This is a genomic window from Pseudonocardia nantongensis (assembly GCF_046546495.1).
In the GTDB taxonomy this organism is placed as follows: domain Bacteria; phylum Actinomycetota; class Actinomycetes; order Mycobacteriales; family Pseudonocardiaceae; genus Pseudonocardia; species Pseudonocardia nantongensis.
The window spans coordinates 72,505-88,838 of record NZ_JBKGXT010000024.1 but is presented as its reverse complement, the minus strand read 5'-3'; the positions used below and the strand labels follow the sequence as shown (position 1 = coordinate 88,838).

General features: G+C 72.8%; 22 protein-coding genes. 14 read left to right on the top strand and 8 right to left on the bottom strand.

What is annotated here, in order from left to right:
* Positions 1 to 234: 234 nt before the first annotated feature.
* A complete protein-coding gene (locus tag ACLFMI_RS22825) occupies positions 235 to 894 on the top strand; it encodes a DUF4232 domain-containing protein (RefSeq protein ID WP_410949983.1) in 660 nt (219 codons plus the stop codon).
* 21 nt (positions 895 to 915) lie between these two features.
* On the opposite strand, the gene ACLFMI_RS22820 is transcribed toward ACLFMI_RS22825, so the two are convergent.
* On the bottom strand, positions 916 to 1,491 hold the full coding sequence (locus ACLFMI_RS22820; RefSeq protein ID WP_410949982.1) for a hypothetical protein: 576 nt from the start codon (positions 1,489 to 1,491) through the stop codon (positions 916 to 918).
* Between the two features lie 487 nt (positions 1,492 to 1,978).
* Here ACLFMI_RS22820 and ACLFMI_RS22815 point away from each other — a divergent pair, with 487 nt between their 5' ends.
* The 4 genes from ACLFMI_RS22815 to ACLFMI_RS22800 all read left to right on the top strand — a co-directional run bounded on the left by ACLFMI_RS22815 (position 1,979) and on the right by ACLFMI_RS22800 (position 4,246).
* Entirely contained in the window at positions 1,979 to 2,311 is a 333-nt protein-coding gene (locus tag ACLFMI_RS22815; RefSeq protein ID WP_410949981.1) for a hypothetical protein, read from the top strand.
* 112 nt (positions 2,312 to 2,423) lie between these two features.
* Positions 2,424 to 3,083 carry an alpha-ketoglutarate-dependent dioxygenase AlkB gene (locus ACLFMI_RS22810; protein ID WP_410949980.1) on the top strand — a complete coding sequence of 220 codons (660 nt, stop codon included), beginning with the start codon at positions 2,424 to 2,426 and terminating at the stop codon, positions 3,081 to 3,083.
* A 9-nt stretch (positions 3,084 to 3,092) separates the two neighbouring features.
* The gene (gene nadD / locus ACLFMI_RS22805) at positions 3,093 to 3,686 is read left to right on the top strand and encodes a nicotinate-nucleotide adenylyltransferase (RefSeq protein ID WP_410949979.1); all 594 of its coding nucleotides are present in this window, start codon (positions 3,093 to 3,095) and stop codon (positions 3,684 to 3,686) included.
* Between the two features lie 131 nt (positions 3,687 to 3,817).
* Positions 3,818 to 4,246: a GtrA family protein gene (locus ACLFMI_RS22800; RefSeq protein WP_410949978.1), complete on the top strand. Its 429-nt coding sequence runs from the start codon at positions 3,818 to 3,820 to the stop codon at positions 4,244 to 4,246.
* 116 nt (positions 4,247 to 4,362) lie between these two features.
* Here the strand turns inward: ACLFMI_RS22800 and ACLFMI_RS22795 are convergent, their stop codons facing one another.
* From ACLFMI_RS22795 to ACLFMI_RS22785, 3 genes are all read right to left on the bottom strand, one after another.
* A complete protein-coding gene (locus ACLFMI_RS22795; protein ID WP_410949977.1) occupies positions 4,363 to 4,650 on the bottom strand; it encodes a site-specific integrase in 288 nt (95 codons plus the stop codon).
* A gap of 32 nt (positions 4,651 to 4,682) precedes the next feature.
* Complete coding sequence (locus tag ACLFMI_RS22790; RefSeq protein WP_410949976.1) at positions 4,683 to 5,507, bottom strand: CPBP family intramembrane glutamic endopeptidase; 825 nt, start codon at positions 5,505 to 5,507, stop codon at positions 4,683 to 4,685.
* Between the two features lie 214 nt (positions 5,508 to 5,721).
* A complete protein-coding gene (locus tag ACLFMI_RS22785; RefSeq protein ID WP_410949975.1) occupies positions 5,722 to 5,847 on the bottom strand; it encodes a hypothetical protein in 126 nt (41 codons plus the stop codon).
* A gap of 404 nt (positions 5,848 to 6,251) precedes the next feature.
* Between ACLFMI_RS22785 and ACLFMI_RS22780 the strand changes: the two genes are divergently transcribed.
* A complete protein-coding gene (locus ACLFMI_RS22780) occupies positions 6,252 to 6,857 on the top strand; it encodes a TetR/AcrR family transcriptional regulator (RefSeq protein ID WP_410949974.1) in 606 nt (201 codons plus the stop codon).
* A 350-nt stretch (positions 6,858 to 7,207) separates the two neighbouring features.
* On the opposite strand, the gene ACLFMI_RS22775 is transcribed toward ACLFMI_RS22780, so the two are convergent.
* Entirely contained in the window at positions 7,208 to 7,858 is a 651-nt protein-coding gene (locus ACLFMI_RS22775; RefSeq protein WP_410949973.1) for a hypothetical protein, read from the bottom strand.
* Between the two features lie 222 nt (positions 7,859 to 8,080).
* Between ACLFMI_RS22775 and ACLFMI_RS22770 the strand changes: the two genes are divergently transcribed.
* From ACLFMI_RS22770 to ACLFMI_RS22760, 3 genes are all read left to right on the top strand, one after another.
* The gene (locus ACLFMI_RS22770) at positions 8,081 to 9,142 is read left to right on the top strand and encodes an alpha/beta fold hydrolase (RefSeq protein WP_410949972.1); all 1,062 of its coding nucleotides are present in this window, start codon (positions 8,081 to 8,083) and stop codon (positions 9,140 to 9,142) included.
* A gap of 146 nt (positions 9,143 to 9,288) precedes the next feature.
* A complete protein-coding gene (locus ACLFMI_RS22765) occupies positions 9,289 to 9,795 on the top strand; it encodes a zinc-binding dehydrogenase (RefSeq protein WP_410949971.1) in 507 nt (168 codons plus the stop codon).
* Positions 9,796 to 9,878: 83 nt separating this feature from the next.
* Positions 9,879 to 10,427 (top strand): dihydrofolate reductase family protein, encoded by a 549-nt coding sequence (locus ACLFMI_RS22760; protein ID WP_410949970.1) that lies wholly within the window; start codon positions 9,879 to 9,881, stop codon positions 10,425 to 10,427.
* Positions 10,428 to 10,440: 13 nt separating this feature from the next.
* Here ACLFMI_RS22760 and ACLFMI_RS22755 read toward each other — a convergent pair whose 3' ends face one another.
* On the bottom strand, positions 10,441 to 11,061 hold the full coding sequence (locus tag ACLFMI_RS22755) for a DedA family protein (protein WP_410949969.1): 621 nt from the start codon (positions 11,059 to 11,061) through the stop codon (positions 10,441 to 10,443).
* Between the two features lie 65 nt (positions 11,062 to 11,126).
* Between ACLFMI_RS22755 and ACLFMI_RS22750 the strand changes: the two genes are divergently transcribed.
* The gene (locus tag ACLFMI_RS22750; protein ID WP_410949968.1) at positions 11,127 to 11,864 is read left to right on the top strand and encodes a class I SAM-dependent methyltransferase; all 738 of its coding nucleotides are present in this window, start codon (positions 11,127 to 11,129) and stop codon (positions 11,862 to 11,864) included.
* 6 nt (positions 11,865 to 11,870) lie between these two features.
* Here the strand turns inward: ACLFMI_RS22750 and ACLFMI_RS22745 are convergent, their stop codons facing one another.
* Positions 11,871 to 12,689, bottom strand: a complete 819-nt coding sequence (locus ACLFMI_RS22745) for a class I SAM-dependent methyltransferase (RefSeq protein WP_410949967.1) — start codon at positions 12,687 to 12,689, stop codon at positions 11,871 to 11,873.
* A 128-nt stretch (positions 12,690 to 12,817) separates the two neighbouring features.
* Here ACLFMI_RS22745 and ACLFMI_RS22740 point away from each other — a divergent pair, with 128 nt between their 5' ends.
* Positions 12,818 to 13,522, top strand: coding sequence for a hypothetical protein (locus tag ACLFMI_RS22740; RefSeq protein WP_410949966.1), 705 nt, complete (start codon positions 12,818 to 12,820; stop codon positions 13,520 to 13,522).
* On the opposite strand, the gene ACLFMI_RS22735 is transcribed toward ACLFMI_RS22740, so the two are convergent.
* Positions 13,512 to 14,372, bottom strand: a complete 861-nt coding sequence (locus tag ACLFMI_RS22735) for a MaoC family dehydratase (protein ID WP_410949965.1) — start codon at positions 14,370 to 14,372, stop codon at positions 13,512 to 13,514. The genes ACLFMI_RS22740 and ACLFMI_RS22735 overlap by 11 nt on opposite strands.
* A gap of 148 nt (positions 14,373 to 14,520) precedes the next feature.
* On the opposite strand from ACLFMI_RS22735, the gene rsfS reads away from it, so the two are divergent.
* Genes rsfS through octT form a run of 3 tightly spaced genes read left to right on the top strand, consistent with a single transcriptional unit; the run spans position 14,521 to position 16,263 of the window.
* A complete protein-coding gene (gene rsfS, locus ACLFMI_RS22730; protein WP_410949964.1) occupies positions 14,521 to 14,913 on the top strand; it encodes a ribosome silencing factor in 393 nt (130 codons plus the stop codon).
* On the top strand, positions 14,910 to 15,530 hold the full coding sequence (locus ACLFMI_RS22725) for a histidine phosphatase family protein (protein WP_410949963.1): 621 nt from the start codon (positions 14,910 to 14,912) through the stop codon (positions 15,528 to 15,530). The genes rsfS and ACLFMI_RS22725 overlap by 4 nt, the downstream gene beginning before the upstream one ends.
* Entirely contained in the window at positions 15,523 to 16,263 is a 741-nt protein-coding gene (gene octT, locus ACLFMI_RS22720) for a diglucosylglycerate octanoyltransferase (RefSeq protein ID WP_410949962.1), read from the top strand. Before ACLFMI_RS22725 ends, octT begins: the two co-directional genes overlap by 8 nt.
* The last annotated feature ends 71 nt before the right edge of the window (positions 16,264 to 16,334 follow it).

Sequence of the window (16,334 nt, the reverse complement as noted above, 5' to 3'; positions counted from 1 at the left end):
CCGCCGAGGGCATGAGCAAGAAAGAGATCATCCGCTGCCTCAAGCGCTACATCGCCCGAGACATCTACCGAGCCCTACTCACACCCCACGACCTCGAACTCGCCGCTTGACATCCATAGGAGCATCCCCGCGCTCCCGGCCCGACTCCGCTGCGCGACCGGTCAGCTCACCCGATCAGGTGGCGCGGCCGTGCCGCTGCCGGCCCGGGACCGCGCGTGGGACGAAGGTGGCCGGATGAAGATCGTTCGTGTTCCGCTCGCGGCCGGGGTGCTCGCCGCGGGCCTGCTGCTCGCCGGGTGTGGCGGACAGTCGTGGCCGTCCGGTGCGGCCCCGGCGTCGTCCGCACCGCCCGCGACCTCGCCCGCCCCGGACTCCGCGGCCCCGCCCACGCCGGCCGGGGGGTCCGGCGGGGGCGCCGACGAGGGCTCGGGCGAGAACTCCGGCGGGGACGCCGGCACGCCGGAGGCGGCCGGCCGCTGCACCGACGGTGACCTCGACGCCGCACCGGGCCGGACGACCGGGGAGGCCGGTCAGCGGCACACCACGATCGTCTGGACCAACTCGTCGTCGCAGGCCTGCACGATGACCGGGTTCGGCGGCGTCGACCTGCGCGGCCCGGACGACCCCACGTTCGGCCCGACCTACTCGCTCCCGCGCTCGTCCACGGCGGCCGAGCCGGTCCGGCTCGCGCCCGGCGACACGGCGCACACCCTGATCACCTGGCTGCCGCCGCAGGACGGCCCGGGCTGGGCCCCGACCGAGATCGCGATCACCCCGCCGGACGAGACGACGTCGAAGACCGTGGCCTGGCCCGGCGGCGCGGTCCAGCGCCAGGACGGGGCGACCCGGCCCGGCACCTACATCGACCCGGTCGCCGCCGGCTCCGAGGGCTGAGCCGATCACCCGTCGCGTGGGTCAGGGCCAGGGACGCCAGGGCGCACCGGTCTCCTCGAAGCGGGGGACGGTGTGCTTGCGGTCGGCCGCCCGGTGCAGCGCGTAGGCCGACCCGATCCGCCACGCCAGCCCGGCCAGGACCAGCAGTACCAGCCCGGCCGTCAGCGGGCCGAGCCAGAACAGCGGCCCGGAGTTGTTGACCGCGGCCACCACCAGCGGTCCGAGCAGCGCGAACACCGCGCCGCCGACCAGCGGCAGGCCCGCGTCGAGCAGGACGTCGACGGCGACCAGCCGGCGCTGCTCGCCGTCCGGGGTGCCTCCGGAGCGCAGCATCTTCCGGGCCGCGGTGCGGTCCCGGGGCAGGCCCAGCCCGGAGCCGCGTTCCGGGGCGGTCCGCCGCGGTACCCGGGCCGCGAACAGCCACAGTGCCGCCACGCCGACCAGGTTGAGCACGCCCCCGACGACGACCGCGGCGAGTAGGTGCTCGGCCCGGGACAGCACGTCCGTGGCGATCGTGTAGACGGCACCGCCGTAGACCAGACCCAGCACGGCCGCCACCCGGCGGAACAGCACCGCTCGTGCCGAGGGCGGGCGCACCGTCGGCCACGGTCCGGCCGCTGTCGTCGGGCGGGTGGCGGGGTCGTCCGGTCCGGCGTCCGCGGTCCCCGGCAGGGGTGGCGCGCCCGGGGGCTCCGGCCCACGAGTACCGGGCGGTGGTGGGACGCGCGGCGCGGCGCGGCCCGCCGGGGCCGGGCCCGGTCGTGCCGGACCGGTGCCGGGATAGGAAGGTAGGGCCGGGCCGGGGGAGCCGGTGCCTCGGGGAACCCGGTCGCCGGTGTCCGGAGCAGGCATGCCGGCGACGCTACCCGGGCGGTGCCTGGGAGATCCGGCGTGCCCCGGGTCGAGCGCCGGGCGCGGGCCGGGACCCGGCGAACGGGCGTCGCCCTCGGGAGATCGGCGCCCTGCCCTCCGGATCCGATGACGCTCCGACGCGAACGGGTGACAGTCCGTTGCGGCGCCACCGTGACCTCGTTGAGACCGCAAGACCGTGTGCGACGGTCTGTCGATCAACAAGGAGGTTGTCATGCGGAAGTCCGTTCGCAGCGCACTCGTGGGCGCCGCCCTGCTCCCCCTGGCCGTTGCCGCTCCGGGCATGGCCTTCGCGGGTTCCACCGGCTACGACGAGGGCGGCTCGGACCAGAAGCAGCATTCGCACGCCGGTGAGCACAAGGACGGCGAGCACAAGGACGGCGACCACAAGGACGGTCACAAGAAGCACCACAAGCACGACAAGAAGCACGACGGCAAGAAGTGGGAGCACAAGGAGGAGAAGAAGGCCGAATCGCCTCTTCCCGAGCCGCTCGCCGGTGCGGTCGAGATGATCACCGGTGCTGCGCCGGAGCTCCCGGTCGGCTGACGTCGTCCGAGAAGTCCACACGACGGGCCGGTACCGGGCACGAGGGCGTCCGGGCCGGCCCGTCGCGCTGCGGGACTCGAATAACTGTTCGATCCGGCGTATCGTCGAGCGCGTGGACGCCTGCTGGCAGGGATCGCTGTTCGCCCCGGTGGAGAGCCGTGCCGGCCCCGGCCTGGAGACGGCGTTCCGGCACGAGCTGACGGACGGCGCGTGGGTGGACGTCGTGCCCGGCTGGGTGTCCGGGCCGGACGCGTTGTTCGACCTTCTGTGCGCGACGGTCCCGTTCCGCGGGCACCGGCGCCGGATGTACGACCGGATGGTCGACGAGCCGCGGCTGACCCATCGCTGGCTGCTGGGCGGTCAGGCGATGCCCGGGAACGACGTCCCGGAGCGGTTGCGCACGATGGCCGGTGAGCTGGGCGCGCACTACGGCCCCACGTTCACCCAGGTCGGCGCCAACCTCTACCGAGACGGCGCCGACGGCGTCGCGTGGCACGGCGACCGGGTGGCCCGCGAGCGCCCGGAGGCGGTGGTCGCGCTAGTGGCGCTGGGCGCGACCCGGCCGCTGCGGCTGCGCCCGACCGGCGGCGGGGCGTCGATCGCGTTCCCGCTCGCCTCCGGGGACTTGCTGGTGATGGGCGGGACGTGCCAGCGGACCTGGCAGCACAGCGTCCCGAAGACGGCGACGGCGTGCGGCCCGCGGATCAGCGTGCAGTTCCGGCATCTCTATCCGGGCGCACCGGAGGTGCGTCCGAGCGGAGCAGCGACATAGTCTGCGGCGATGCAGCGCAAGATCGGCGTCATGGGCGGGACGTTCGATCCCATCCATCACGGGCACCTCGTCGCCGCCAGCGAGGTCGCCGACCGGTTCGCCCTGGACGAAGTGGTCTTCGTACCGACCGGTCAGCCCTGGCAGAAGTCCGACCGCGAGGTCTCGCCGGCCGAGGACCGCTACCTGATGACCGTGGTGGCGACGGCGTCGAACCCGCGGTTCTCCGTCAGCCGAGTCGACATTGATCGGGACGGGCCGACCTACACCGCGGACACCCTCGCCGACCTGCACGCGACGGCGCCCGGGGCGCAGCTGTTCTTCATCACCGGGGCCGACGCACTGCAGCAGATCCTCTCGTGGCGCAAGATCGATGAGTTGTTCCGCTACGCGCACTTCGTCGGCGTGACCCGTCCCGGCTACGACCTCGCCGACGGTCACCTGCCCGACGGATCGGTCAGCACCGTCGAGGTCCCGGCGATGGCGATCTCGTCCAGCGACTGCCGCAGTCGCGTCGCCGCGGGCCGTCCGGTCTGGTACCTCGTCCCGGACGGGGTCGTGCAATACATCTCCAAGCGCAGTCTCTACCTGGATTCGGGCCGCTGACCTGCAGGTTCTTGTCGCAGGGGCCTGCCGGGTACAAATCCGGTACAGGATCGGTCGACTGGTTCGGCCCCTGACGCGGTCGCTGTGGCGTGGCCCGATACGGTCGCGCCCGGTCGGACCGAGGGGGCGCGATGGCGACGCACACCGAGCGTCGGGGGTTCCTCGGGCAGGCGAGCCGGTTCGTCGTCGTCGGTGTCATCGGGGCACTGATCGACTCAGGGGTGTACGCGCTGGCGCTCCACCTCGACGTGTGGGTGCACGCTGCCCGGGCGCTCAGCTTCGTGTGCGGGACCACCGCCGCGTACGCGTTGAACCGGCGATGGGCGTTCCGGGTCTCCGGCGGTGCGCGACAGGCTACGGGCTACGCGGTGTTGTACGGCGTGATGTTCTTCGTGATCCTGGGTGCCAACGCGCACGCGCTCGCCGTGTTCCCGGCTGCGTGGTGGGCGGTGCCGCTCGCCTGGATCGTGTCGCAGGGATTCGGGACCACCTGCAACTTCGTCATGCTGAGAACGGTCGTCTTCCGCGATCGTCGGTTCGTCAGCGCAGGGCCGACTTGAGCGCCGTGTCGACGAGAGTGCGAGTTCGATGCAGGACGTCCGGCCACTCGTGCGCGATCGCCACACCGTCGACCAGTTCGAGCAGTGCAGAGGCAGCCCGTTGCTCGTGACGAAGATCAGGCGAGCCGGTCGGACACGATCTTGCGCCGATCGGTCCGGTCCTCGATCTCGACGGTGGCCGGCGGGTAGACGGCGATGTGGTCGCGCAGCGCCTCCGCGACGATCTCCGGTAGCTCCACGGTCCGACGGCTCGACCGTGACTTCAGCTCGCCCAGGTAAGCGGGAGATCCGACCATCCGCTTCATCTGGCGGGCGACCCGGATCTCCCCGGTGCTCAGGTCGATGCCGTCCAGCTCCAGGCCGAAGATCTCGCGCCGACGCCTCTGAGCCTTGAGTACCGACACACGTAGTCGCTGTTGTCCCTGCGGCGTCAGGTTCACGAAAGATCAGTGCGCTGGCGACGTTCGTACCACCAGACGGCCCCCACCGCGGCTAGGAGGAATGGCACGGGAATCAGCAGGTGAGGTCCGCCGGGTACGGCTGCGCGGTCGAGGACCAGGGTCCCGCCCTCGGCGAATATCACGTTCAGGATCGATGTCAGCCCGTTGTTGGCGATGTGCAGCGCGATCGAGGCCTCCAGCCCGCGGCTGATCACCGCCATCGTGGCGAAGCAGAGCCCCAGGAACGTGTAGTAGGTCAGCTGCCACGGGTCGAAGGCGAAGTGGGCGAGCGCGAACACGGGGCTCGACGCCAGCACCCCGATCACCAGCGCGGGGACGGCGGGGCGGACCCAGGACGCGATCGCAGGCATGATCGCGCCACGGAACATGAGCTCCTCGGCGAGCGACTGCAGCGGGGTGGTCAGCACCACGACCGCGAGCAGGGTGACGGTCGTGCTCGTGATGCCGAACGTGGTCCACGTGGTCGACTCCGGCGCCAGGACCGCGAGGGCGGCGTTGCCTCCTGCGATGACGACGAGGGTGACACCGAGGTACCGGAGCAACCGCCGCCCGTCGAAGCGACGGGGGAAGCTCAGGACGCTGCGCCAGGGCACCTTCGCGAGCCAGGCGGTGAAGGGGACCGCCAGCAGCCCGGTGACTCCCATGCTCAGGTTCACCGCCAGCATGCGCAGCGGTGTCAGCGTGTTGGGCGGAGCCTGGTCGCCTTCGAGCATCGCCGCGACCTCGAACAGGACGATCTGGAGCAGGATCATCGAGAGCGGGAGCGCGACCACGGCCACGAGCGGCTTCCACCAGCTCATCCGCAGGTGCGCTCCGAAAGGACGGGCCCTCTCCCGACCGGGGCCCGGGCTGCGCAGCGGGCGGGTCTCGGCCTCCGTGCGCGATCGTGGCGAGCGGTGGGACTGCGGCGGACGGTAGGAGCTCATGGTGATGCCTCTCGGTCGGCGCTCCCGGTGACGCGCGTGCCGCGACGCCGAGCGCAGGTCGGTCTCACATCGATCGGTGCGAGGAGAGTCAGTTGCCGGCGCTGTCGAGCCAGCTGTAGCGGAGCCGGAGTGCCCGTTCGGTACTGCCCACCGCGGCACCCACGCCGAGCGCGATGTTGAGCCAGAGCGGCAGCTGGACCGGGGACTCGAACACCCCCACGGCCTGGGCGACCGGCGGGATGCGGAACAGGGTCCGGGCACCGGGACGACGGCCGGGGTCTTCGACTCCGCGTGGTGCAGGCCGTCGCGGTAGAGGTGCGCTTTGACCTCGCCGCCGCTCTGGTTGCCCCAGCGTCGTACGGCGACGGCGTAGACCGTGTCCGGGTAGGGACCGCCGGGCAACCGCAGGTAGAACAGCGCACGGCCGAGCTGCTGCCACCAGCGGAAAGGCAGGATTGGGCGGCCGTCCCCGGGCTTCACACGCCGGGTGCGCCACTGGCGCCGCCAGTTGTCCAACATGGTCTCCGCGTCCTGAGGGGGGCGGGCGGTCATCACTCGCACGCCTAATTATGATACGGTGTATCACTATAGCGATACACCGTATCAGGGAGGGCTTCGGTGGACGGAGAGCCAGCACTGAGCACGCGGAGCAGGATCGTCCAGGCTGCGGTGGAGATGGTCTCGGGCGACGTCACGACGAGTCTGAGCGTGCGTAAGGTGGCCGATCGGGCGCGGGTCAGCGTGGGCTCGCTGCGTTACCACTTCCCGACGCAGCAGTCACTCCGCGACGAGGTCATGAAACGGGTCTACTCGACCATCCTGTCCGACGACCCCATCCATGACGACTCCGTCCCGGCACGCGACCGGCTGGTGGCCTGCCTCCGGCAGGTACTCGCCCCGATCGGGGTCGGGGCGCAGGCACGAGCGGAATGGCGGAAGGTCTTCGACGCCTTCATGCCCTCCGAAACCTCGGAACACGTCGACGACGCGCACGCCGCCGCGGTACGCGAAGGCCGGCGGCGCGTCGAGTGCTGGCTCGCCGTACTCAGCGAGGAGGGCACGCTCCCGGGCGGCGACAACCAGCACCGCGCCCGGTTCCTCGGAACGGTCCTCAACGGGTTGGCGGTGGAGCGGGCTCTACCCGCGGACGATTCCCTGCTCGAAGCGGAGACTGCCGCCCTCTACGCGGCAGTCGATTGCGTGATGAGCACCCGTTTTGCATAGACCCGGGCCACGGAGGCGGATGAACGGCCATCGGGAACGGCAGGCGCCGCCCTCGGACGGTTCCGGCCGCGAGGGCGCTCCGGCGGTCAGCTGAGCACGACCGGTGCGTCGAGGGCCGGCCCGCACGGTCGGTCTGCGACAGTACAAACCAGCCCGACCAGGGGCGGTCTCGCGGGGCTTCGGGACGACCGGCAACTTCGTCCTGCTGCGGACCGTGGTGCTCCGCGACCGCTGACGCCCCTGCTAGACATCCCGGTCAGACTCGCCCGGCGAGGCGGTGAGTCGTCACGGGGCCGGGCCGGTCGCGCGCCGGGCGCGCGACCGGGCCCGCCCGGTGGCCCGGTGACGGATCAGCCGCCCATCCCGGGCATCGTCGGCATGGCCGGCATCTGCGGCGCGGCGGCGAACAGGTCGATGTACATGCCACCGGCGACGATGATCCCGAGCACACCGAGGACGAGGCCGGCCAGCGACGCCGCGCGCGCCCACCCCGGGGCACCCGGCTTGCGGGCCGGGCCGAACGCCAGCACCGCGCCGACGATCGCCGCGAGGAGCGCGAACACGCCGTTGACCAGTGCCGCCGTGTGCCAGGGAGCGCCGTAGAGGGTCTCGATCTGGTCGGCGCCGCCACCGCCGGAGAAGGCCGCGATCTGGCCGAGGAGCTCCTCGCGCGCCCGCATCATCTCGGCGAGCGGGGAGCCGGTGAGCGAGACCAGCCCGAGGCCGGCGCTGACCAGCGCGGCCGTGCCGACCAGTGCGCCGTCCGACGACTTCGCACCGGCGGCGGCACCACCGGTGGCCGCGGGGGTCGTCTCCGAGCTCATCGCGGGTTCGGGGGTGGCCGAGGAGGTCGCGGTGGGCTCCTCGCTCCGCGCGGTGGTGGTCTCCTCCGCGCCGGTCTCCTGCTCGGTGCTCGCGTTCTCGTCCGGCGTGTTCTCGTCCGGCGTCGAGCCGGTCGTGTCGTCGTCGGTCTCCGTGGCCGTGCTCGTCTCGGAAGCCATGGCCGCACCGTACGTGAGGCGATCCTTGCCTCCGGGTGCCCCCGGGTCGGGGCGGTCCGGTTTGCCGCAGGTGGGACGCCATGGTCCGGTTCGTCGCGGTGCGTCCGGCCGATCGTGGTGCCGCTCCCGGGGTGGCCACGCGGCGGTGATCCTTGTGTCGCTGATCACGAGCCGGGACAGTCGCAGGGGCACGCCCCGCGCACCCGGAGGAACCGAGGATCAATGGCGATCGAGAACCCCTACTACACGCACGAGTTCCACGGCGACTACGACCTGATCGGCATCGGGCAGCTCGACCTGGAGGAGGGCGGCTCGATCCCGGACTGCCGGCTGGCGGTCGCCACGTTCGGCACGCTGAACCAGGCCCGGGACAATGCCATCCTGGTCACCACCTGGTTCTCGGGCACCCACCAGATCTTCCGGGACGTCTACATCGGTCCCGAGCACGCGCTGAACCCCGAGAAGTACTTCATCGTCGTCGTCGACCAGATCGGCAACGGCCTGTCGACGTCGCCGCACAACGCCGCCGGCGCGAACGCCGGGATCGCGATGTCGCGCTTCCCGCACGTCCGGATCGGTGACGACGTCGTCGCCCAGGAGCGCCTGCTGCGCGAGCACTTCGGGATCGAGCAGCTGCAGCTGGTCACCGGCGGGTCGATGGGTGCCCAGCAGACCTACGAGTGGATGGTGCGCTTCCCCGGGAAGGTGAAGCGGGCGGCGCCGATCGCGGGCACCGCGCAGACCACCCCGCACGACTTCCTCTTCGGCAGGGCGCTGGTCGAGGCGATCACCTCGGACCCGGGTTTCAAGGACGGCGAGTACTCCTCGAACGCCGAGGTCGAGGCCGGTCTCAAGCGGCACGCCGGTCTCTGGGCGGTGCTCGGCTTCTCCACCGAGTTCTGGAAGCAGGAGGCCTGGCGCGCCCTGGAGTTCGACTCCAAGGAGGCATTCCTGGAGGGCTTCCTGGAGCCCTACTTCACCGCCATGGATCCGAACGACCTGATCTGCATGGTCTGGAAGTGGCAGCGCGGTGACGTCGCCCGGCACACGAACGGGGACCTGAGCGCGGCGCTGGGCCGCAACGAGGCGACCGCGCGGATCATCCCGATCAACGAGGACATGTTCTTCCCGGTCCGCGACCACGAGGCCGAGCTGGAGCTGACCCCGCACGCGACGATCCGGGTGATCGACGACGTGCTGGGTCACCTGGCCCTGTTCGGGATCGCGCCGACCTACATCGGCCAGGTCGACCAGTACCTGCAGGAGCTGCTCGACGCCGACTGAGCGACCCACCGGGAGGCCGGTACGGCGGGACGCGCCGGTCAGCCGCGGCGCCTCCCGGCTCGATCATGTTCCATATCACTACCTTCGCCTCTGCCGGCGTGCTCGGCCACCGCTCGAGCCCAGCGTCCGACCAACGGAGGTAGCAGATGAAGGCCCTCGTCTACCACGGCCCGAACAGCAAGGCATGGGAAGACGTCCCGGACGCGACCGTCCAGGACCCGACCGACGTCGTGGTCAGGGTCGACACCACCACGATCTGCGGCACCGACCTGCACATCCTGCAGGGCGACGTCCCCGCGGTGACCGACGGCCTCGGCGTCGACGTGGCGATCGAGGCGGTCGGCTACCCGGAGACGCTGCGGACCGCGGCGTCGCTGGTCCGGCCCGGCGGCACGATCGCCAACGTCGGCGTGCACGGCACCCCGGTCGAGCTGCCGATGCAGGACGTGTGGATCTCCAACGTCACCCTGACGATGGGCCTGGTCGACACCGTCTCCATCCCGACGCTGCTGAAGATGGTGGCGAGCGGCCGGATCCCGGCGGAGAAGATGGGCACCCACTCGTTCACCTTCGACCGGATGGACGAGGCCTACGACGTCTTCGCGAACGCGGCCGCCCACCAGGCGCTGAAGGTCGTGATCACGCCGGGCTGATCCCGGCACCAGCGATGAGTCGCGGGTGCCTCCGCGGTCGGCCCTGGTGGACGACGCACCGACCCCGACCGTGGAGGCACGCCGTGCGCACGCTCGCGATCACCCAGAACATCACCCTCGACGGCGCCGTGGAGATGCTCGGCGACTGGTTCGACCCGACGACCGGCCAGGACGACGTGCTCGCCGAGCTGCACCGCCAGGACGCCGGGTCCGACGCGACCCTGCTCGGCCGGCAGACGTTCACCGACTTCCGCGGCTACTGGCCCGCGCAGACCGACGACACCTCCGGCATCACCGACTACCTGAACCAGGTGCGGAAGTACGTCGTCTCCTCGACGCTGACCGACCCGCGGTGGCAGAACTCCACCGTGCTCTCCGGCGACCCGATCACCGAGGTGATGGCGCTCAAGGAACGGCCCGGCCGGGACATCGTGGTCACCGGCAGCATCACGCTCTGCCACACGCTGATCGCCGCCGGGCTGGTCGACGAGTACCGGTTGTTCGGCTACCCGGTCGTGCAGGGCCGCGGTCGACGGCTGTTCCCGGACGGCTGGTCGACCGACCGGCTGCGGCTGGTGGAGGCCACGTCGTTCCGCGGCGGTGTCACCTACCAGCGCTACGCGGCATGCTGAGCGACGGGCCCGCTCACTCCGACTCCTGCGCGGCGCGCTCGACCCGCCGGCGGACGTAGCGGGTCGCCAGCAAGCCGCCGACCACGGCGACCAGCAGCCCGATCCAGGAGAACCGCTTCAGCCAGGTCTCGGCGACGATCCCGAGCAGGTAGATCGCGGTCACGGTGCCACCGGCCCAGAGCACCGCGCCGGTGGCGTTCGCGATCAGGAACGTCGGGTACCGCATCCGCATGGTCCCGGCCAGCGGTCCGGCGAGGATCCGCAACAGCGCGACGAACCGTCCGAACAGCACCGCCCACCCGCCCCACCGGTCGAAGATCCGCTGGCCCGCCGCGACGTGTGCCGGACCGAGATGCCGCGGGAACCGGCGTCCGATCCGGGTCAGCAGGGCGGTGCCGTACCGGCGGCCGAGCGAGTACCCGATCGAGTCGCCGATGATCGCCCCGATCGCCGCGGCCGCGGCCACCGCGACGGGGGAGATGTGGAACTCCGGACGCGCGGCCAGCAGGGCCGCGCCGACCAGGACGATCTCGCCGGGCAGCGGCACGCCGATGCTCTCCACCCCGACCACGAGGCCGCACAGCAGGTAGACGGCGAGCGGCGGGATGGTGAGCAGGAGGGCGTCGACGTGCACGGCCGCCATTCTGGCGTCTCGCCGGACATGCGTCGGCAGCGCCCGCACGGCAGGATCGGGGAATTGTGACCACACCGCTGGAGCGGGCGTTCCACGCAGCCCACGAGGATCTGCCCCGCGAGGCGCCCGGCTCGGAGGAGACCACCGCGCTGTTGCTGGCGTTGGTGGGCGAGCTCCCGGAGCGGCCGCGCATCGTCGACATCGGCTGTGGGACCGGGCCGGCGACGTTGCCACTGGCCGCCGCGACCGGCGGCGAGGTCGTCGCGGTGGATCGGCACGAGGCCTACCTGCGACGCCTGAAGGCCCGGGCGGCGACCTCCGGGCTCGGCGGGAGGGTCCGGCCGATTGCGGCCCCGATGGACGCCCTGCCACTGCCCGGTGGCGAGACCGACCTGGTCTGGTCCGAGGGCGCCGCCTACATCATGGGTTTCGACGCCGCCCTGGCCTACTGGCGCGGGCTGCTCGCCCCCGGCGGCACGATCGTGCTCACCGAGGCGGAGTGGACCACCGACGATCCGGCGCCCGGCGCCCGGGGGTTCTGGGACGAGGCCTACCCGGGGATGCGCACCACCGCCGGGAACGTGGTCGCCGCGCAGCGTGCCGGGTTCACCGTGCAGGCCGTCTACCTGCTGCCGGACTCCGACTGGGACGCCTACTACCGCCCGCTCGCGGCGAGGATCGAGGTGCTGCGTGCGGCCGGCGTCGACCCGGACGCGCTGGCCGAGGTGGGCCGGGAGATCGAGGTGCGCCGCGCGCACGGGGACGACTACGGCTACACCGCCTACGTCCTGCGGCCGCGCTGAGCCGGGTCAGGGACGCGTGGCGCGGATCAGCCGGCAGGCGGAGCCGAACGTGACGCCGTCCGGGCCCTCGTGCGCGGCCATCACCTCGTGCAGGGCCCGCTCGGCACGGCGGCGCTCGTCGTCGGGCCGGTCCTCCAGGGCCCCGGCGAACTGACCGCCGATGAATGCGGCGGCATCGCCCGCGTCCGTGCCGAACCACATCGGACGGTGCAGGTCGTCCTGCTCGACCGCGGTGAACCCGGCGCCGGTGAGCAGCCGGTACACCCGGTCCGGGTCGCCGAACGCGACCGGCGACGGCCGGTCGGCGGGCGGGTACGGCGCGCCCAACGCGTCCAGGAAGGACGGCAGCCACTCCTGCCGGTCGCACTGCTGCCAGACCAGCAGCGCGAGCCGCCCGCCCGGGCGCAGCGCGCGGCGCAGGTTGGCCAGCAGCGCCGCCGGGTCGTCGACGAACATGACACCGTGCCGGCTGATCACGACGTCGGTACCGGCCGCGCCCAGGTCGGCGACCTGGGCGTCGGCGACGGCGAACGTCGCGTTCGAGACGTCCGCGGCGCGCTCGCGGGCCAGCTCGACAAGCCGGGGCGAGAGGTCGATCCCGTGCGCGTGACCGCCCGGGGCGGCGGCCGTGGCCGCGTCCCGGGTGGTGCCGCCCGCCCCGCAACCGATGTCGAGCACCAGCTCGCCCGGCGCGACCGCCGCGCCGGCGGCGAAGGCGTCGGCATAGGCGGCGACGCCGGCGTCGTAACGGTCGGCGTGCGCGGCCCAATAGTCCCCGGCCGGGCCGCCCCAGGCCCGTCGCTGCTCCACGTTCGGCTCCGGCACGGCCGGCACGTTACTCGCGGCCCCGGCGGGGGCAGCCACCGTCACGCACCGCCGAACGGGTGGCGACCGTGCGTCGATCAGCGACCGTGCGCAGCAGATGACTGAGCCGACCGGGTTACGGTGCGGCGGTGATCCCTGTCCCCACCCCGGCCGTGGCCGGGCTCCTGCTGCGGGCCGTCCCGCGCCGGGTCCGCCGGGACGCGCACGTCGCGATGCACGCGCTCGCATCGTGGGGCGCGGTGTCCGCCCAGCTCGTGCAGGACGCCGGTGGCGGCGTCGCCGACCACGACCTGCACGTGGACGGCGACCCGCTGCAGATCCCGTACCGGGTGGACTTCCCCTGGCCGGCACCGTCGTTCGTGTCCCGGATGACGCCGGCCCGGCAGGCGGTCGTCGCGGCCTGGATGTCGCGCAGCGAGAACGCCGGCCACCGGCAGCGCGCGGTGCGCGAGCTGTTCACGGTGCACGAGGCGTGGGTGGCGCCGTTCGTGGTGCAGCTGTGCGGCGAGTACGTGCACGAGATCGCCGCCGACATCGAACGGTTCGTCCGCGTCGAGCTACCCCGGCACCCGCAGTTGCGGCACGCCTACGGCCGGTTCGTCCGGGACAACCCGCGCTACCTGGCCACCACCCGGCACCGCGCCGTCGCGTTCCGGGAGCTGGACCACCGCTGGCCCCATCGCGGCGACCCGGCGCGGACCTACCCGCAGCTCGCCGCCCTGGACGCGCTCGCCGCCCTGGCCTACCGGGGCGGGCCCGACTACCCGGGGGACCCCGCGTCGCCGCGGGTCGTCACCGCGGCGGCCGAGCCCGGCGGTCTCGTCAGCTCGTGACGGTCGCCGTGCCGCGGTCGAGGACGACGGCGCCGTCCGCCACCGTCCGGAACACGATCGCGTCGCCGTCGGCCCACACCGACACCGTCAGCGACTGGCCGGGCAGCACCGGCCTGGTGAACCGGGCGTCCATCCCGGTCAGCCGTTCGGCGTCGCCGTCGCAGACGGTCGCGACCAGCGCCCGGGCGGTGAACCCGTAGGTGCACATGCCGTGCAGGATCGGCCGGTCGAAGCCGCCACGGGCGGCGAAGGCCGGGTCGCTGTGCAGCGGGTTGCGGTCCCCGGTGAGCCGGTAGAGCAGCGCCTGGCCGGGCGAGGTCGGGTAGGTGACCTCGTGATCCGGGGCCCGGTCCGGGATCGGCGACACGGGGCTCGACCCGCCCGGCCTGCTGCCCGCGGCCGGTGCGGCGAAGCCGCCCTCGCCGCGGACGAACACCGAGCGGACCGTGCTCGCCAGCGGGGCACCGGTCTGGGCGTCCATCGCCCGGGCCTCGGTCCGGATCAGCGCGCCGGACCCCTTGTCCAGCACGTCGGTGACGGTCGAGGTGACCCGTGCCCGACCGGTCACCGGCAGCGGGCCGGTGAGCCGGAACGACTGCTCGGCGTGCACCAGCATCGAGTGGTCGATCTCCCCGAGGTCCACCCGCGCGTTCCGGGTGATGATCTCGGCGAACGAGGGCAGCACCGCCGTCCGCACACCCTCGGTGTTCTCGGTGGTGAGCGACAGCTCGGTCGTCGGGTCGTGGGCCCCGGCACCGACCGCCACCGCGTAGAGCAGCACGTCGTCGCGTTCCCAGGCGAAGTGCACCGGTTCGCACTGCGTGCCCGCGAGCTCGGGGGCGAGGGCCATGGGGAGTCTCCTTCGACGATCCACCGTGATCGTCGAACCTATCCCGCCCCGTCCCCGCCGCCCAACCCCCGCCGGCCCGGCTGACACACTGGGGCGGGTATCGGACGAGCACGTCCGGACACACGGACACCGGGAGACGTGAGGCGCAGTGACGGCAACACCGGAGGCGGTCGAGCTGACGAAGCTCGCGGCGGCCGCGGCGGCGGACAAGAAGGCCGTCGACATCGTCGCGCTCGACGTGTCCGACCAGCTGGTCATCACCGACTGCTTCATGCTGGCGTCCGCGCCGAACGAGCGGCAGGTGCAGGCGATCGTGGACGCGGTCGAGGAGAAGCTGCGCGAGCGCGGCGCCAAGCCCACCCGGCGGGAGGGCGACGCCGACAACGGCTGGGTGCTGCTGGACTTCACCGACATCGTCGTGCACGTGATGCACACCGAGCAGCGCGGGTTCTACGGGTTGGACCGGCTCTGGAAGGACTGCCCGGCGATCGAGGTCCCCGACGTGCGGCCGGATGCCGCAGATCCCGAGAGCGCCGGATGACGCTGCGTCGGGTCACGCTGCTGCGGCACGGCCGGACCGAGTACAACGCGGGTGGCCGGATGCAGGGCCACCTGGACACCCAGCTCACCGAGGAGGGCCGGGGGCAGGCGGCCGCGGCCGCCCCGCTGCTGGCCGGGCTCCCGTTCGACCGGATCGTCTCCTCGGACCTGAGCCGGGCCTACGACACCGCAGCCACCGTGGCCGCGGCGACCGGGCTGCCGCTGTCGGTGGACAAGCGGCTGCGCGAGACCCACCTCGGCGAGTGGCAGGGCCGGACCGTCGCCGACATCGAGACCGACGACCCGGGCGCCATCGCCGCGTGGCGGTCCGATCCACGCTGGACACCGCCCGGCGGCGAGTCCCGGGTGGACGTCGTCGCGCGGGCGCTCCCGGTCGTCGAGGAGCTGGACACCGCGTACGCGGGCGATCTCGACGAGCGCTCGGTGCTGCTCGTCGCGCACGGCGGGGTGATCGCCGGCATGGTGTGCGGCCTGCTCGACCTGCCCGAGGTGGCCTGGCCCGTGATCGGCGGCATGGGCAACGCGAAGTGGGCCGTCGTCGCCCGCCGCGACGACCACCCACGATGGCGCCTGTCGGGGTACAACATCGGTGCCTGACCTGCTGGTCCTCGCCGACTCGCTGGCTTTCCACGGGCCCGACCGGCCCTACCCGGCCGACGAGCCGCGGCTGTGGCCGAACGTCGCCGCGGCCCGGTTCGGCGGGGATGTCGAGCTGGTCGCGCGGGCCGGCTGGACCGCCCGGCACGTCTGGTCGGCACTCACCGGGGACCCAAGGGTCTGGGCGGCGCTGCCGCGAGCGGGCGCGGTCGTCCTCGGGGTGTCCGGAATGGACTCCCTGCCCTCGCCGTTGCCGACGGCCCTGCGCGAGCTGATCCCGGCGCTGCGGCCGGAGCCGGTACGCCGGGCCGTGCGGGAGGGCTACCGGCGGGCCCAGCCGGTGCTCGCGCCCGCGCTGGCGCGATTGCCCGGCGGCGGACCCGTCACCCTGCCGCCCCGGCTCACCGCGGCCTACCTGGAACGGTGCCGCGCCGCGATCCACGCGCTCCGCCCGGAGCTGCCGGTGGTCGCGCTGCTGCCGTCGGTGCACCGGGCCGCCGACTACGGCCTCGCGCACCCGCACCGGGCCGGCACCGAGCACGCGGTCCGCGCCTGGGCGGAGACGGCGGCGGTGCCGGTGCTGGACGTCGCGGAGCTGGTCGGCGACCACGTGCTGTCCGGGCAGGGGAACCCGGACGGCCTGCACTGGGGCTGGGCGGGGCACCGGCTGGTCGGGAACGCACTGGCGGACCTGCTGGAGCCCGGGACGGCCGTGCCCGGAGGCCACGCGTGACGCTGCTCGGCATCGACGTCGGCACCACGTCGGTGAAGGCCGCCGTGTTCGCCCTACCCGGCCGCGGTCGT

Coding starts and splice junctions, on each gene's coding strand:
- ACLFMI_RS22725 (WP_410949963.1), top strand. CDS start 14,910: ATGACGCTGCGTCGGGTCACGCTGCTGCGGCACGGCCGGACCGAGTAC.
- ACLFMI_RS22765 (WP_410949971.1), top strand. CDS start 9,289: ATGAAGGCCCTCGTCTACCACGGCCCGAACAGCAAGGCATGGGAAGAC.
- ACLFMI_RS22800 (WP_410949978.1), top strand. CDS start 3,818: ATGGCGACGCACACCGAGCGTCGGGGGTTCCTCGGGCAGGCGAGCCGG.
- ACLFMI_RS22770 (WP_410949972.1), top strand. CDS start 8,081: ATGGCGATCGAGAACCCCTACTACACGCACGAGTTCCACGGCGACTAC.
- nadD (WP_410949979.1), top strand. CDS start 3,093: ATGCAGCGCAAGATCGGCGTCATGGGCGGGACGTTCGATCCCATCCAT.
- ACLFMI_RS22790 (WP_410949976.1), bottom strand. CDS start 5,507: ATGAGCTGGTGGAAGCCGCTCGTGGCCGTGGTCGCGCTCCCGCTCTCG.
- ACLFMI_RS22775 (WP_410949973.1), bottom strand. CDS start 7,858: ATGGCTTCCGAGACGAGCACGGCCACGGAGACCGACGACGACACGACC.
- ACLFMI_RS22735 (WP_410949965.1), bottom strand. CDS start 14,372: ATGGCCCTCGCCCCCGAGCTCGCGGGCACGCAGTGCGAACCGGTGCAC.
- ACLFMI_RS22815 (WP_410949981.1), top strand. CDS start 1,979: ATGCGGAAGTCCGTTCGCAGCGCACTCGTGGGCGCCGCCCTGCTCCCC.
- ACLFMI_RS22825 (WP_410949983.1), top strand. CDS start 235: ATGAAGATCGTTCGTGTTCCGCTCGCGGCCGGGGTGCTCGCCGCGGGC.